Origin of the sequence: Brevibacterium sp. LE-L (assembly GCF_050214925.1) — a bacterium.
Lineage (GTDB): Bacteria > Actinomycetota > Actinomycetes > Actinomycetales > Brevibacteriaceae > Brevibacterium.
Genome location: NZ_CP189759.1, coordinates 897,294 through 909,606 on the forward strand (window position 1 = coordinate 897,294; position 12,313 = coordinate 909,606).

Annotated in this window: 11 protein-coding genes; 8 read left to right on the plus strand and 3 right to left on the minus strand. The window is 66.5% G+C overall.

All coding sequences use genetic code 11. The annotated features are described in order from the left end of the window. Positions 1–15: 15 nt before the first annotated feature. Positions 16–1,125, minus strand: coding sequence for a YeiH family protein (locus tag ACQE2J_RS03970; RefSeq protein ID WP_426937112.1), 1,110 nt, complete (start codon positions 1,123–1,125; stop codon positions 16–18). 86 nt (positions 1,126–1,211) lie between these two features. Between ACQE2J_RS03970 and ACQE2J_RS03975 the strand changes: the two genes are divergently transcribed. From ACQE2J_RS03975 to ACQE2J_RS04000, 6 genes are all read left to right on the plus strand, one after another. Continuing rightward, positions 1,212–2,129 carry a LysR substrate-binding domain-containing protein gene (locus ACQE2J_RS03975; protein ID WP_426937113.1) on the plus strand — a complete coding sequence of 306 codons (918 nt, stop codon included), beginning with the start codon at positions 1,212–1,214 and terminating at the stop codon, positions 2,127–2,129. Between the two features lie 94 nt (positions 2,130–2,223). Next, the gene (locus tag ACQE2J_RS03980) at positions 2,224–3,450 is read left to right on the plus strand and encodes a trans-sulfuration enzyme family protein (protein WP_426937114.1); all 1,227 of its coding nucleotides are present in this window, start codon (positions 2,224–2,226) and stop codon (positions 3,448–3,450) included. Between the two features lie 75 nt (positions 3,451–3,525). Further along, on the plus strand, positions 3,526–4,098 hold the full coding sequence (locus ACQE2J_RS03985) for a GNAT family N-acetyltransferase (RefSeq protein WP_135539061.1): 573 nt from the start codon (positions 3,526–3,528) through the stop codon (positions 4,096–4,098). Between the two features lie 182 nt (positions 4,099–4,280). After that, complete coding sequence (locus ACQE2J_RS03990) at positions 4,281–5,042, plus strand: enoyl-CoA hydratase-related protein (protein ID WP_426937115.1); 762 nt, start codon at positions 4,281–4,283, stop codon at positions 5,040–5,042. Between the two features lie 222 nt (positions 5,043–5,264). Beyond that, positions 5,265–6,896 carry a long-chain-fatty-acid--CoA ligase gene (locus ACQE2J_RS03995; protein WP_135539057.1) on the plus strand — a complete coding sequence of 544 codons (1,632 nt, stop codon included), beginning with the start codon at positions 5,265–5,267 and terminating at the stop codon, positions 6,894–6,896. Positions 6,897–7,088: 192 nt separating this feature from the next. Further along, positions 7,089–8,066: a hypothetical protein gene (locus ACQE2J_RS04000; RefSeq protein WP_426937116.1), complete on the plus strand. Its 978-nt coding sequence runs from the start codon at positions 7,089–7,091 to the stop codon at positions 8,064–8,066. Between the two features lie 236 nt (positions 8,067–8,302). Here ACQE2J_RS04000 and ACQE2J_RS04005 read toward each other — a convergent pair whose 3' ends face one another. Continuing rightward, the gene (locus ACQE2J_RS04005; protein WP_135539053.1) at positions 8,303–9,166 is read right to left on the minus strand and encodes a hypothetical protein; all 864 of its coding nucleotides are present in this window, start codon (positions 9,164–9,166) and stop codon (positions 8,303–8,305) included. 121 nt (positions 9,167–9,287) lie between these two features. Between ACQE2J_RS04005 and ACQE2J_RS04010 the strand changes: the two genes are divergently transcribed. Then, on the plus strand, positions 9,288–10,202 hold the full coding sequence (locus tag ACQE2J_RS04010) for a 3-hydroxyacyl-CoA dehydrogenase NAD-binding domain-containing protein (RefSeq protein WP_135539051.1): 915 nt from the start codon (positions 9,288–9,290) through the stop codon (positions 10,200–10,202). Positions 10,203–10,311: 109 nt separating this feature from the next. On the opposite strand, the gene ACQE2J_RS04015 is transcribed toward ACQE2J_RS04010, so the two are convergent. Then, the gene (locus tag ACQE2J_RS04015; RefSeq protein WP_346763081.1) at positions 10,312–10,773 is read right to left on the minus strand and encodes a nuclear transport factor 2 family protein; all 462 of its coding nucleotides are present in this window, start codon (positions 10,771–10,773) and stop codon (positions 10,312–10,314) included. Between the two features lie 55 nt (positions 10,774–10,828). Here ACQE2J_RS04015 and aztD point away from each other — a divergent pair, with 55 nt between their 5' ends. Continuing rightward, positions 10,829–12,100, plus strand: a complete 1,272-nt coding sequence (gene aztD / locus ACQE2J_RS04020) for a zinc metallochaperone AztD (RefSeq protein ID WP_205683332.1) — start codon at positions 10,829–10,831, stop codon at positions 12,098–12,100. Positions 12,101–12,313 lie beyond the last annotated feature (213 nt).

Here is a 12,313-nt window from a genome sequence, read left to right on the forward strand (position 1 = left end):
GACGGGGCGCCCGACTCAGGTGAGCAGGACGGCTCCGCCGAGGGCGAGGAGGGCGACGACGATCGTCACCAGTGCGGCCAGAGCCAGCGGGCGGGCGCCGAGGTTCTTCAGCGAACGCCACTGGACTCCACGGCCGAGGGCGAACATCGCCATGGCCAGACACACCGTCTGCACCCAGTTGAGACCGGTGACCGCGAATTCGGGCAGCAGGCCGAAGGTGCGCAGGGCCGCCATGACGAGGAAGCCGACAACGAAGAGCGGCACGATCGGCGGACGCTTGGTCGGCGCCGGAGCCTTCTCCGCGGTGGTCGTCGTCGAGCCCGAACCCGCACCGCTGTCGGTCGATCCCGAGCGGGCACCTGCCGTGGTGGTCGCACCCGATCCGGGGGCCGCCTCGGTGCCGGTGGTCATCGCCTTCGCCTCGCTGCGGCGCACGGCGTAGCTGAACACTGCGACGGTGGGGGCGAGCATGATGACGCGGGCGAGCTTGACGAGGACGGCGATCTCGAGCGCGGCGGGCCCGATGATGCCGCCGATCGCGACGACCTGAGCGACTTCATGGGTGGCGGCTCCGCCCCACATGCCGGCGGTCTCCGGGGACAGGCCCATCGCCGTCGACAGGGACGGCACGATCGCGATCATCAGGGTGCCGAAGAGGACGACGAGGCCGATGGCGGCGGCCACATCCTCCTTCTTCGACTTCAGCGTCGACTCGATGCCGGCGACGGCCGCGGCGCCGCAGATGCCGAACCCGCTGCCGATGAGCACCGCCAGCGGGCGGTCGACCTTGAGCGGCTTCGCCAGTGCCAGGGCGGAGAGGATGCCTGCGGCGACGATGACGGCGGCGAGGACGAGGGCGAGCCAGCCGAGATCGAGAATGTCACCGAGTACGACCTGTGCACCGAGGGCGACGATGCCCAGACGCAGCAGCGGCTTCGCGGCGAAGTTGAGCCCGGGCATGAATGTCTCGGGCAGGTTGGGCACGAGGTTGCCCAGCAGGATGCCGAGCACGATGGCGACGAGCAGTGGGGAGAGTACGGGCAGGAGCATGGAGATCGGCCACGCGACTGCCGTGGCCGCAGCGGCGACGGCGAGACCGGGCAAGAGGGATGCAATTCGATTCATGACTTCAGTGTGTCAACGTTGTTCCGGGCCCGGTAGACGGGGATTTCGAAGCAACCCATATGAAATCGATATGGCATGATGGGGGTATGCATGATCTCGCGGAGATGAAGGACTGGCCCGAACTCCAGGCCCTCGGCCTGCTGGTTGCGCTCAGCGGCAATGCGCGGTCGATCGGTCAGGCCGCGGCCCAGCTCGACCTCGCGCAGCCGAACGCTTCGCGCAGCCTGCGCAATCTCGAACGCGATCTCAAGGTGCCGCTGCTGCGGCGTTCGCCGCGCGGGACCGAACTCACCGTCGAGGGGCGGGCCGTCGCCGAATGGGCTTCGAAGGTCATCGAAGCCTATGACACCCTCTACGCCGGAGCGCGAGCCATCCAGGACGCCCGCGCCGGCACCGTCAAGGTCAGCGCCTCACTGACGGTGGCCGAATACCTCATGCCCCACCACCTCACGACATTCCGCGCCGCGCACCCGCAGATCGACATCGGACTGTCCGTGGAGAACTCGGCGACCGTCATCGACCGGGTGCGCCAGCAGACCTGCGACCTCGGGCTCATCGAATCCGTGTCCCGGCCGACGGGGCTCAACACCGCGGTCGTCGGCCGTGACCGCCTCATGATCGCCTGTGCCCCGCAGTTCGCCGGAGCCTGGACGAAGCCGATCACCGCCAAGGCGCTCGCGGAGGTTCCCCTGCTCGTCCGTGAGGTCGGCTCGGGGACGAGGGAGGTCATCGACTCGGCATTGGACTCCGTGGGCGGAGTGAGGATGGCCGGGGAATACGGCTCGAACTCGGCGCTGCGCATCGCCGCTGCCACCGCGATCGCACCGGCGGTGCTGTCCGAGCTGGCGCTGCGCGATGACTTCCGGGCCGGGCGACTGCTGCCGCTGCCGGTCGAAGACAACGTCGACCTCTCCCGCGAACTCCACGCCGTGTGGTCACCGACCAGACGTCAGACCGCCGGGGCGCGGCTCCTCCTCGAACACATGGTCAGCAGCCTCGGCTGAGTGGAATCGCGCAGGCCGCGGCGAGGCGGCGCGGTGAAGCACGGTCGCGGCACCACCTGCGTTTCTGGTCATGCGGTGGGCATATATTGGGCACATGACATCCCGAGAACCCGAAACCGCTGCCAGCCCGAAGTTCGCCCCGGACACCCTCGTCGTCGAAACCGGGCGGCCCCCGCGCACCGACGGTGCTTCGGTGAACCCGCCGATCGACCTGTCCTCGACCTTCGTCAGCACCGGGGACATCGACGCCTCACCCTATGCCTACGCTCGCTTCGACACCCCGGCTTGGTCACCGTTCGAAGAGGCACTCGGTTCGCTCGAACACTCCGCTCTGCCCGGGCTCGTCTTCGGCTCCGGGCTTGCCGCGATCTCCGCGGTCATCAGCCTGGTTCCGGCCGGCGGCACCCTCGTCATCCCGACGCACAGCTATCAGGGAGCGCTCGCCTCGGCCGAGCAGATCGCTCACCGTCAGGGCTTCGACCTCGTCACCGTCGACATCGCCGACACCGAGGCGGTCATCGCCGCCCTCGACGAAGCGTCGACGCGAACGTCGGCGGCAGCGGATGCGGCGGCCGCCTCGGCGGGGGAGGGCCGCGTCGGGTCCGAGTCCGGGCCCGGGATGCTGTGGATCGAATCGCCGACGAACCCGATGCTCGAAGTCGCCGACGTGCCGGCGCTGATCGCGGCCGCGCGTGATCGCGGGTTCCTCGTCACCGTCGACAACACCTTCGCCACACCGCTGCTGCAGACTCCGCTCGACCTGGGCGCCGATATCGTCGTCCATTCGGTGACGAAGTACCTCGCCGGGCACTCCGATGTCGTCCTCGGCGCGGCCCTGACCAGCAGTGTCGAACTGCGGGAGCGGCTGCACACCGAACGCTCGATGCGCGGGGCGATCGCCGGGCCCTTCGAAGTCTGGCTGGCTCTGCGCGGACTGCGCACCTTGGCCGTGCGTCTCGACCGCGCCCAGGCCAACGCTCAGGCCATCGCCGAACGCCTCACCGCCCACGCGGGCGTCGTCGAGACCCGCTATCCGGGGCTGCTCGACGATCCCGGACATGCCCGCGCGAGTGAGCAGATGAGCGGGTTCGGTGCGATCATCGCCTTCACCGTCGACACCGCAGAGAAGGCCACCGCCATCGCCGAGGCGGTCCGACTGTGGACCCCGGCGACATCCCTGGGCGGGGTGGAGTCCCTCATCGAACGCCGTCGGCGGCACCCTTCCGAACCCGTCACCGTGCCCGAGGGGCTCATCCGGCTGAGCGTGGGCATCGAGAACCTCGAAGACCTGTGGGCCGACCTCGAAGCCGCGTTGGGCTGAAGGGCTGACAGACAGTTAGACCTGATGGGAAGCCCGAGCTGATGGGAAGTCGGTCGTAATGGGAAGTCGGTCCTGATGGGACAAGCACCCGACTATGTGCTCGACCGGCCGAGCGCGGACGATCTCGAGCAGTTCTTCGCCATCGACGCCGACCCGCGGGTGTGGGGGCACCTGCCCAGCGGGCGGATGACGGAGCGGGAGGAAGCCGAGGCGATCCTCGTCCGACTCGACTCGCAGTGGGAGCTCGACGGGATCGGACCGTGGATGGTCAGGCGGACGTCCGGCGGGCAGATCCTCGGCCATTGCGGATGCTCGCTGCGCGGTGTGCCCGGACCCGGCGCCTCCCGCCGCGCGACCGGAGCGTTCTGGAACCTCGGATACCGGTTCCGGCCCGAAGCTCAGGGGCAGGGGCTGGCCACTGCGGTCTCACGCGATGCGATCGCGGCGGCCACGAACATCGACGCCGAGCTGCCGATCGTGGCGTATCTGCTCGAACACAACACCGCGTCGGAGGTGGTGGCTCGCAAGCTCGGGCTCGAGCTGGTCCACCGGGCACCGGACGCAGGCAACCCGGACCCGGCGGCCGTCCGCCTCGTCTTCGCCGATCGCGAACTCACTCCTGCCCAGCTGGACGCGACGCTCAACTGAGGCGCGCCGACATGGCACCGGAGATTCGTCGCGGACATGTGACGCAGATCAACTTAACGTACGTTAAAGTGGCGGATGACGCTCATGCGCCCCTCGCGGACGTGTGACTGTAGAAGCCCCGCCATCCCCGACAGCTGCACGAAGCACACGATCCACCACCGGATACGTACAAAGGAGACGCATTGTCCACCAGTGTTCTCACCGAGGTCAGCGGCGATGTCACGACCGTGACCATCAACCGCCCGGAGAGCCTCAACGCACTCAATCAGGAGACGTTCCAAGCCATCGGCGCAGCCGTCGCCGAGGCGGCCGCGAACTCTCGGGCCCTCGTCCTCACCGGCAGCGACCGGGCCTTCAGCTCCGGTGCCGACCTGCGCGGTGAGGCCGTGACGGATGCCAGCATCGACCTCGCCGGAGCGAACGACATCATCCGTTCGATCATCGACGCACCGATCCCCACGCTCGCAGCGGTCTCGGGGCCCGCGGCCGGCATCGGCTGCTCCCTGGCCTTGGCATGCGACTACGTGGTGATGAGCGAGGAATCCTACCTCATGCTCCCGTTCACGAAGATCGGTCTCATGCCCGACGGCGGAGCCACGGCTCTCGTGGCCGCCTCGGCGGGTCGTCACCGCGCGCTGCGGATGGCACTGACGGCGGAGAAGCTCCACGCCGCCGACGCCTACGCTTGGGGGCTGGCCAGCGAGGTTGCCTCCGCCGGTGAACAGCTCAACCGGGCCAAGGAACTCGCGGCCCAGTTCGCTCAAGGCGCACCACAGGCGCTGGCCGCTTCGAAGCAGGCGATCAACGAGTCGAGTCTGACATCCCTCGACGACGCCTTCGACCGTGAGGTCGACGGCCAGGCGGGACTGCGCGCGAGCAGGGACTTCAGCGAAGGCGTCGCCGCATTCGTCGGCAAACGGGCGCCGAAGTTCACCGGCGAATGACAGCCGCGCCTCGGCGGGCGGACGGGTCCATCACCGCTTGATAACGTTCCTGTCCGAACCGTTGCCCACTGTCCCGACACGGATAGTCTGACGGTGATGACCGCCCACCGGGCACCCGGCGGTCGACGGTAGGATCACCCGCCGCTGAAAGCGGTGATCACCCCATTCCTCTGCTGCGGCCCTCGGGCCACGGCAGGACCAGAGCGCGAACGAAGGAGTCTCATGCTGACAGGAATCGCGTCCACCCAGGGCGACAGCTACCAGCTCAACACCACCAACCTCATCCGCCATGCGGCCACCGTCTTCGGCAACTCCGAGGTCGTCTACCGCCGCTCGGACGGATCGTGGGGACGGTCGAACTACGCCGACGAGTTCAAGCGCATGGCGCAGCTCGCGCACGGCCTCGGCGAACTCGGCGTCGGTGCCGGGTCCATGGTCGGTGTCCTCGACTGGAACTCCCGCCGCCACCTCGAGCTCTACTTCTCCGTGCCCGGCGTGGCCGCAACCATGCTGCAGCTCAACCTGCGCCTGGCACCCGAAGACCTCGCCTACGTCGTCAGCCATTCGAAGTCCGACTGGATCTTCGTCGACGAAACGCTCCTGACGGTCGCCGAGTCCCTGGCCCCGAAACTCGACGTCAAGGGGTGGGTCGTGATGACCGACAAGCCTGCGAGCGAGATCGAGACGAGCCTGGACAACGTCGTCTTCTATGAAGATCTCATCGGCGACAAGCCCGAGACCTATGACTGGCCGGTCATCGACGAGAAGACCGCGGCCTACGCCGGATACACGACCGGGACCACGGGCCGACCCAAGGGCGTGTACTACTCCCACCGGTCGATCTACCTGCACACCATGGGCGGTCTGGCCGCGTTGAACGCGACCTTCGACGACTGCGTCATGCCGATCACCCCGATGTTCCACGTCCTGTCCTGGGGCTTCCCCCAGAACGCGGTGGCCGCCGGTGCCAAACTCGTGCTGCCGGGCAAGTTCGCCGCCGAGGAGTTCGGTGCCATCGGTCAGGCCTTCATCGATGAGAAGGTGACCCTGGCCAATGGCGCTCCGGCGATCTTCGGTCCGATGCTCCAGATGATGAAGAAGCTGCCGCAGGCCCCTGATCTCAGCGGTGTCCGCCTCGTCTCCGGATCCTCCGAGCCGCCGCTGTCGATGATGCGCGGGTTCAAGGAGATCACCGGCGCCGACGTCATCCACGGCTACGGTGCCACCGAGACCACGCCGCTGGTGACGACGAACTGGGCGCTCAAGCCCGGCATGGAACTCGACGAAGAGGCCCGCTGGGACCTCAAGCGCTCGCAGGGTCTGCCGATCATCGGCGTCGAGATGAAGACCGTCGACCCCGAAGGCAACGAGCTGCCGCGGGACGGGAAATCCATGGGAGAGATCGTCATGCGCGGTCCGTGGATCACCGAGTCGTACTATCAGCTGCCCGACAACGCCGACCGCTTCCTCGACGGATGGTGGCGCTCTGGCGACGTCGGCACCATCGACGAGTTCGGCTACCTCAAGATCACCGACCGCCTCAAGGACGTCATCAAGTCCGGAGGCGAGTGGATCTCGTCGATCGACATGGAGAACGCGATCCTCGACAACCCGAACGTCAGTGAGGCCGCCGTCATCGGTGTTCCCGATGAGAAATGGGACGAGCGTCCGATCGCGTACGTCGTTCCCAACCCCGGCGCCGAGGTGACCCGGGACTTGATCATCGAAACGCTGAGTTCGCGTTTCGCCAAGTGGCAGATGCCTGACGAGGTCAACGTCGTCGAGGAGATGCCGCGCACCTCGGTGGGCAAGCTCGACAAGAAGCTGCTGCGCAAGAACTGGGAAGAGAACTAAGACTCCGCTCGTCGAAACGCGGGTGCATGGCCGAAAAACAGTTGTGCGCCCGCGTTTTTCGGCGGTCAGCCAGTTTTTCGCCGACCGAGGGCTGGTGGTGGAGCTGGGTGGTGGGTGTGTGAGGCTGTGCGAGTATGTGTGTAATGATGATGTTTGATTGCGTTAGATGGAGTTTGACGCAATACTTATCTCATGTACAAAGTGCTGACGAGGAAGCAGCTCGATGACCTCGATATGCCTCGGTCGCATCTCGCTGAGGCTGTCGATTGCTGCCTCTACCGTGCTCGTCGAGGGTGGTTCGTGGTTCTGAGCGCGTGTGAGAAGCCCCATCATGCAGTGCTCGAGCAGTTCTCCACCGAGCAGGGGATCACTTTCCCAAGGTTCCACGGGGATATCCGGGATGACGCGGAGAGACTCCGACTTCAGATCGCCTGTCGGCGCGACTCACTGCTTCGAGGCGACGTCTTCTCGCATATCTCGGCAGGGCTCATCCACGGTCTCGACCCGACCATCATCGGGGCCGAGCGGGTGGAGGTGTCGAGGCGAGCACCTACCCGCAGCTATCCCGGCCTGTTTGTCTACTCCCGCGCGGTGCCCGCTGATGAGGTCGCGCTGCGAAACAGCTATCCGGTCACCAGTCTGAGGCGCACCCTCGCTGATATCGCTCTCGACCATTCTCTCGAGGTGTCTGTTCCCCTGATCTCACAGGCGCTGAGGGATCATGGCATGACCCGGGAGGAGATCCGGCGGCTGCTGATGAACGGTTCGCGCGGAGTGCGACGAGCGCGGCTGGCGCTGGAGATTTCGAGCGAACTCTTCGAGGCGGCATCTGAAGCGCTGTGTGCGGTTCGGTTCCACGAGCACGGCATCACGGGAATGGTCCCACAGGTCGACGTCCGAACTGCGGCCGGAGCTTTCATCGCTCGCAACGATTTCCAGCACGAGACTCTTCCGGTCGTCGTCGAGGTGCATGGAGTGGGCAAGTATTACCTGCATCCCGATGGTCCCGATGCGGCAGCGAAGGCAAACCATCAGCGAAACATGAATCTGCTCAATGCCGGCTACCGAGTCTTCAATCTGACATTCGGCGACCTGTTCCGTCCGAAGGTCTTCGCCGAAATCAAACGCTGCCTCGACGGCATGCAACACCAGCAGCAGCGGCGACATTAGCCGCGACAGCAGCGACGGCCCGAGCCGTCGGCTGCCCCGCCCACACGCCCCGTGCTACGCGGCAGGCGTCGAAAAACGGGTTGGCTGCCGACACCCGCCTGCGTGCAGGCGTTTTTCGGCAGCCAACCCGTTTTTCGGTGAACGGCCAGCCCGCGGCGGCGAGTGGCAGCAACCAGCCAGTGGCGGCGAGTGGCAACCAGCCAGCAGCTGGGGGAGGGGCGGGCGCCGTGGGTGCCTCAGGGGTGGTGGAGCAGGTATGTTCCGCCCTTGAGGCAGGTGTCGACGACCCAGCCGTCGGCGACGAGCGCGGTCAGCGCGGTCCGCAGCGCGAGGCGCCACCGGCTGGCCAGGTCCGCGTCCTGTCCGCGCAGATCCTCGATGTCCGAGGGGAAGTCGAGCGAGACGAACTCGGTCTCCTTCGGCACCTCGCTGAGCAGGGGCTCCCCGTCCTCGTCGGCGCGCAGGCAGGGGAAAGCCGAACCGGGATCAGCCGTCGCCACCCGTGCGGGTCGGTCGAGCGGCCACGAGACCATCATCCGGTCGCTGGCCTGTCCCGAGTTCACCCCATCGCGCATCTGCCCGTAGAAGTCCTCGAGGTATTCGACCATGCTCACGCCCAGACGCTGGAAGTTGAAGTAGGCGTTGCGGGCCACGAGCGGGTCGAAGGTCCAGGTCATCTCCGTGATGCCGAGGTTGAGGCACCACAGGCGCTGGTGGAGCTTCATCGCTGAACCGGCGCCCCGCCCGATGACCTGATGGCGGACACCGGCGATATGCGAATGCATGACGGTGCCCAGCGGCTGGCCGAAGAAGCCGATGGTCACGCCGATCATCTCCTCGGGGTCATCGGCGCTGTAGGCGGCAGAGACATAGTTTCCGGCGTGGGCGAAGGCGATGATGAGGCTGGGCTCGAACACGTTGGTGCCGGTCTCGTCGACGTTCCACACCTCGTCGAGCAGCAGCGACGCCTTGGCCGCCTCGTCGGCGGTGTGGATCTCGCGCACCTCGATGCGCGCGGTCTCGGCTGCGGCGGCGTATTCGTCCTCGGCCAAAGCGATGATCTCCGAGTCCACTGTTCTCAGTTCTGCGTTCGCTGTCATGGTGACATTGTGCCACCGAAGCCCACCCGCAGGTGAGCGCTTCAGGCAACGTTTCGGGCACAGCGACGGCGGCATCTCGGGTGAGCAGGTGCGGCGCGGCGGGCGGGTATAGCCTGGATGCATGAGTTCGTCAGTCGCTGTCATCGGTGCCGGAACCATCGGCCGATCCTTCGCCTACCTCTTCGCCCGCAGCGGGTTCACGGTCCGGGTCTTCGACCCGCGTGATGACCTCGCCGAGGTGGTCGCCGACCTCCAAGCCGAGGTCACCTCAGCGGCTTCCGCACTCAATGAGCTGGCCTCGCAGGTCGGCACCGTCGAGGTCGCCGGCACCGTCGAGGACGCCGTGGCAGGCGTGATGTTCGTGCAGGAATCCGGTCCGGAGAACCCCGAGGCCAAGCCGAAGCTGTTCGCCCAGATCGCCGAGTCGGCCCCCGCCGCAGCCGTGCTCGCGACGTCATCGTCGACGATCCCCGCATCCTTCATCGCCGAACACCTCGAGGCAGACGCGGCCGCCCGGGTCATCGTCGGCCACCCGTTCAATCCGCCGCATCTCATGCCGCTCGTCGAGGTGGTGCCCGCACCGGCGACGTCCGCGGACACGATCGAGGCGACGGTCGAGTTCTACCGCAGCTGTGGGCGCGAGCCGGTGGTGCTGAGCCGGGAGATCCGCGGCTTCGTCGGCAACCGTCTGCAGAACGCGCTGATGAGGGAAGCGATCTCTCTTGTCCAGAACGGCGTGATCTCCGCTCCCGACCTCGACACGGTGATAAAGAATTCGCTGGGTCTGCGCTGGGCCGCCGTCGGTCAGTTCGAGGGCATGCACTTCGGCGGGGGAGCATCCGGCATCCGCGGGTTCATGGACCACATCGGTCCGGCCTTCGCCGCGATCGAGGACCTGCCCGTCGACGTCGATCCGGCGGCCATGGGCGAGGTCTTCGAGCAGGTGGAGCAGGCATACAGGCCGACCCCGACACCGCAGGCCGCTGCGGTCCGCGATCGCATTCAGCGCGCGGTCCTCGACGCGCGCGGCCAGTGAGTCTGACCGTCTGCTCCGCCACGGTCACAGCCGCGAACGGGCTCGGCGCCGAACGACGGGCCCGACGGCAACGTCTGTCTTGTGAAGTCGCAGGCGGAGGGGCGCCGTCTCAGACGGCCGGCTGGTAGAAGTACGTGGTGCGTTCGGCGATGAGGCCGTCGGTGTCGAAGAGGAAGAAATCGGCGAAGCCCACCGAGGTCTCCGAACCGTCCTTGAGGTGACCGTTGAAGACGCCGCGGCTGGACGCGCGATCGCCCTCGACAAGGATCTCCTGCAGTGAGTGAGAGCCGGATTCGATGACCCGCTCACCGTGGTAGAAATCCGCGATCTGCTGCCCGACCAGCGTCGGGTAGCCGGGGCGGTCATAGCTGGCGTCGGCAGAGAACAGCGCCGAGGTGGCGTCCGCGTCTCCGGCGTCGACGGTGGTGTAATAGCGCTTCACGAGTTCAGTCACACTGGCCATGGTCTTACCGTAGCAGTGACCCAGGACATAGCCGTGCCCGAGGCCGATGAGCGTCGTCGGAGTGTTCCCATTTCGCGCATCCGCCCGCGATCGGGTTAGTATCGACATGCTATTGATACTGATTCTCACTAGAAAGTGATTGCGGATGATGAAACGATCTCAGATGTTGCTCGGAACGGCGGTGGTCGCCTCGGCGCTGCTGATGGGCGGATGTCAGCCCGGCGATGACACAACCGACTACGACGCTGTCGGTCAGGACGAGAAGTCCTCCGGCGGGGCATCGAGTGGCGACGGCAAAGACACAGCGAAGTCCGACGACGGTCACGCCCAGGAAGTCGCCGCGGCCCAGCCTCGCCTCGTGACCACCTACGACGGCGGGATCATGACCCTCGACGCGACGACCCTCGACGTCATCGCCGATACGAAGCTCGAAGGGTTCAACCGGCTCAACCCGGTCGGCGATGACCGCCACCTCATGGTCTCCGTGGCCGAAGGCTTCCGCCTCTTCGACGCCGGCGTGTGGACTCAGCCGCACGGCGACCACACCCACAGCTACGCTGCCGACCCCGTCCTCACCGACACCGTCTTCGACACCGAGCTGCCCGGCCACGTCGTCAGCCACGACGGGTCGACCGTGCTCTTCGGTGACGGCGACGGCAAGATTCAGACCTTCGACACGGACGACTTCGCCGAGGATGAACCGACTCCGGAAGTCCTCGAAGCCGAAGAGCCCCATCACGGAGTCGCGGTGAGGCTCTCCGGCGGGAAGACTCTGCACACGATAGGCACCGAGGACGAGCGCGCAGGTGCGAAGGTCATCGACAAGTCCGGTAAGGAGATCGCTCGCAGCGAAGAGTGCCCGGGCGTCCACGGCGAAGCCTCGGCGAAGGGCGAAGTCATCGCCCTCGGCTGCGAAGACGGAATCCTGCTGTTCAAAGATGGGAAGTTCGAGAAGCTCGACGCCCCCGACGACTTCGGCCGCATCGGCAACCAGGCCGGCGACGAGGACTCCAGGTACGTCCTCGGCGACTACAAGGTCGACGAGGATGCCGAACTCGAACGTCCGGAGCGGGTGAGCGTGACGGACACGAAGGAGAACACTCTCTCGCTCGTCGACCTCGGTGCCTCCTACAGCTTCCGCTCCCTCGACCGCGGACCCGAGGGAGAGGGTGTCGTTCTGACCACGGACGGCACGCTCAAGATCATCGACCCGGCGACCGCCTCGGTGACGGAGGAGTACCCGGTCATCGACGCATGGGAGGAACCGGTCGAATGGCAGAAGGCCCGCCCGACTCTCTTCGTCCAGGACGAGGTCGCCTACGTCAGCGATCCGGCCGAGCAGGTGATCCACATCGTCGATCTCGACGACGGAGAGGTGATGGCCAGCGAGAAGCTGCCCCATGCGACGAACGAACTCACCGGCGTCGCTGGCTGAGTCCGACCTCGGGCTGAGCCGTCCTCGGGCTGAGTCACCCTCGGCCGGGGTCGGCCCGCGCCGAGTCACTTCGAGCCGAGGAGACCGGACCCACGGAGGTCAGGACTGAGGATGAGACCGGCGGCGGCCGCGGAGACTTGCCTGGGAATCCTCCCAGGAGGTGAGATCTGCGTTGCCGCCGCCGGCATTCGGCCATAGCGTGGGAGGTGACAC

Coding starts and splice junctions, on each gene's coding strand:
- ACQE2J_RS04000 (WP_426937116.1), top strand. CDS start 7,089: ATGTACAAAGTGCTGACGAGGAAGCAGCTCGATGACCTCGATATGCCT.
- ACQE2J_RS04010 (WP_135539051.1), top strand. CDS start 9,288: ATGAGTTCGTCAGTCGCTGTCATCGGTGCCGGAACCATCGGCCGATCC.
- aztD (WP_205683332.1), top strand. CDS start 10,829: ATGTTGCTCGGAACGGCGGTGGTCGCCTCGGCGCTGCTGATGGGCGGA.
- ACQE2J_RS04005 (WP_135539053.1), bottom strand. CDS start 9,166: ATGACAGCGAACGCAGAACTGAGAACAGTGGACTCGGAGATCATCGCT.
- ACQE2J_RS03985 (WP_135539061.1), top strand. CDS start 3,526: ATGGGACAAGCACCCGACTATGTGCTCGACCGGCCGAGCGCGGACGAT.
- ACQE2J_RS03970 (WP_426937112.1), bottom strand. CDS start 1,125: ATGAATCGAATTGCATCCCTCTTGCCCGGTCTCGCCGTCGCCGCTGCG.
- ACQE2J_RS03975 (WP_426937113.1), top strand. CDS start 1,212: ATGCATGATCTCGCGGAGATGAAGGACTGGCCCGAACTCCAGGCCCTC.
- ACQE2J_RS03980 (WP_426937114.1), top strand. CDS start 2,224: ATGACATCCCGAGAACCCGAAACCGCTGCCAGCCCGAAGTTCGCCCCG.
- ACQE2J_RS04015 (WP_346763081.1), bottom strand. CDS start 10,773: ATGTCGATACTAACCCGATCGCGGGCGGATGCGCGAAATGGGAACACT.
- ACQE2J_RS03995 (WP_135539057.1), top strand. CDS start 5,265: ATGCTGACAGGAATCGCGTCCACCCAGGGCGACAGCTACCAGCTCAAC.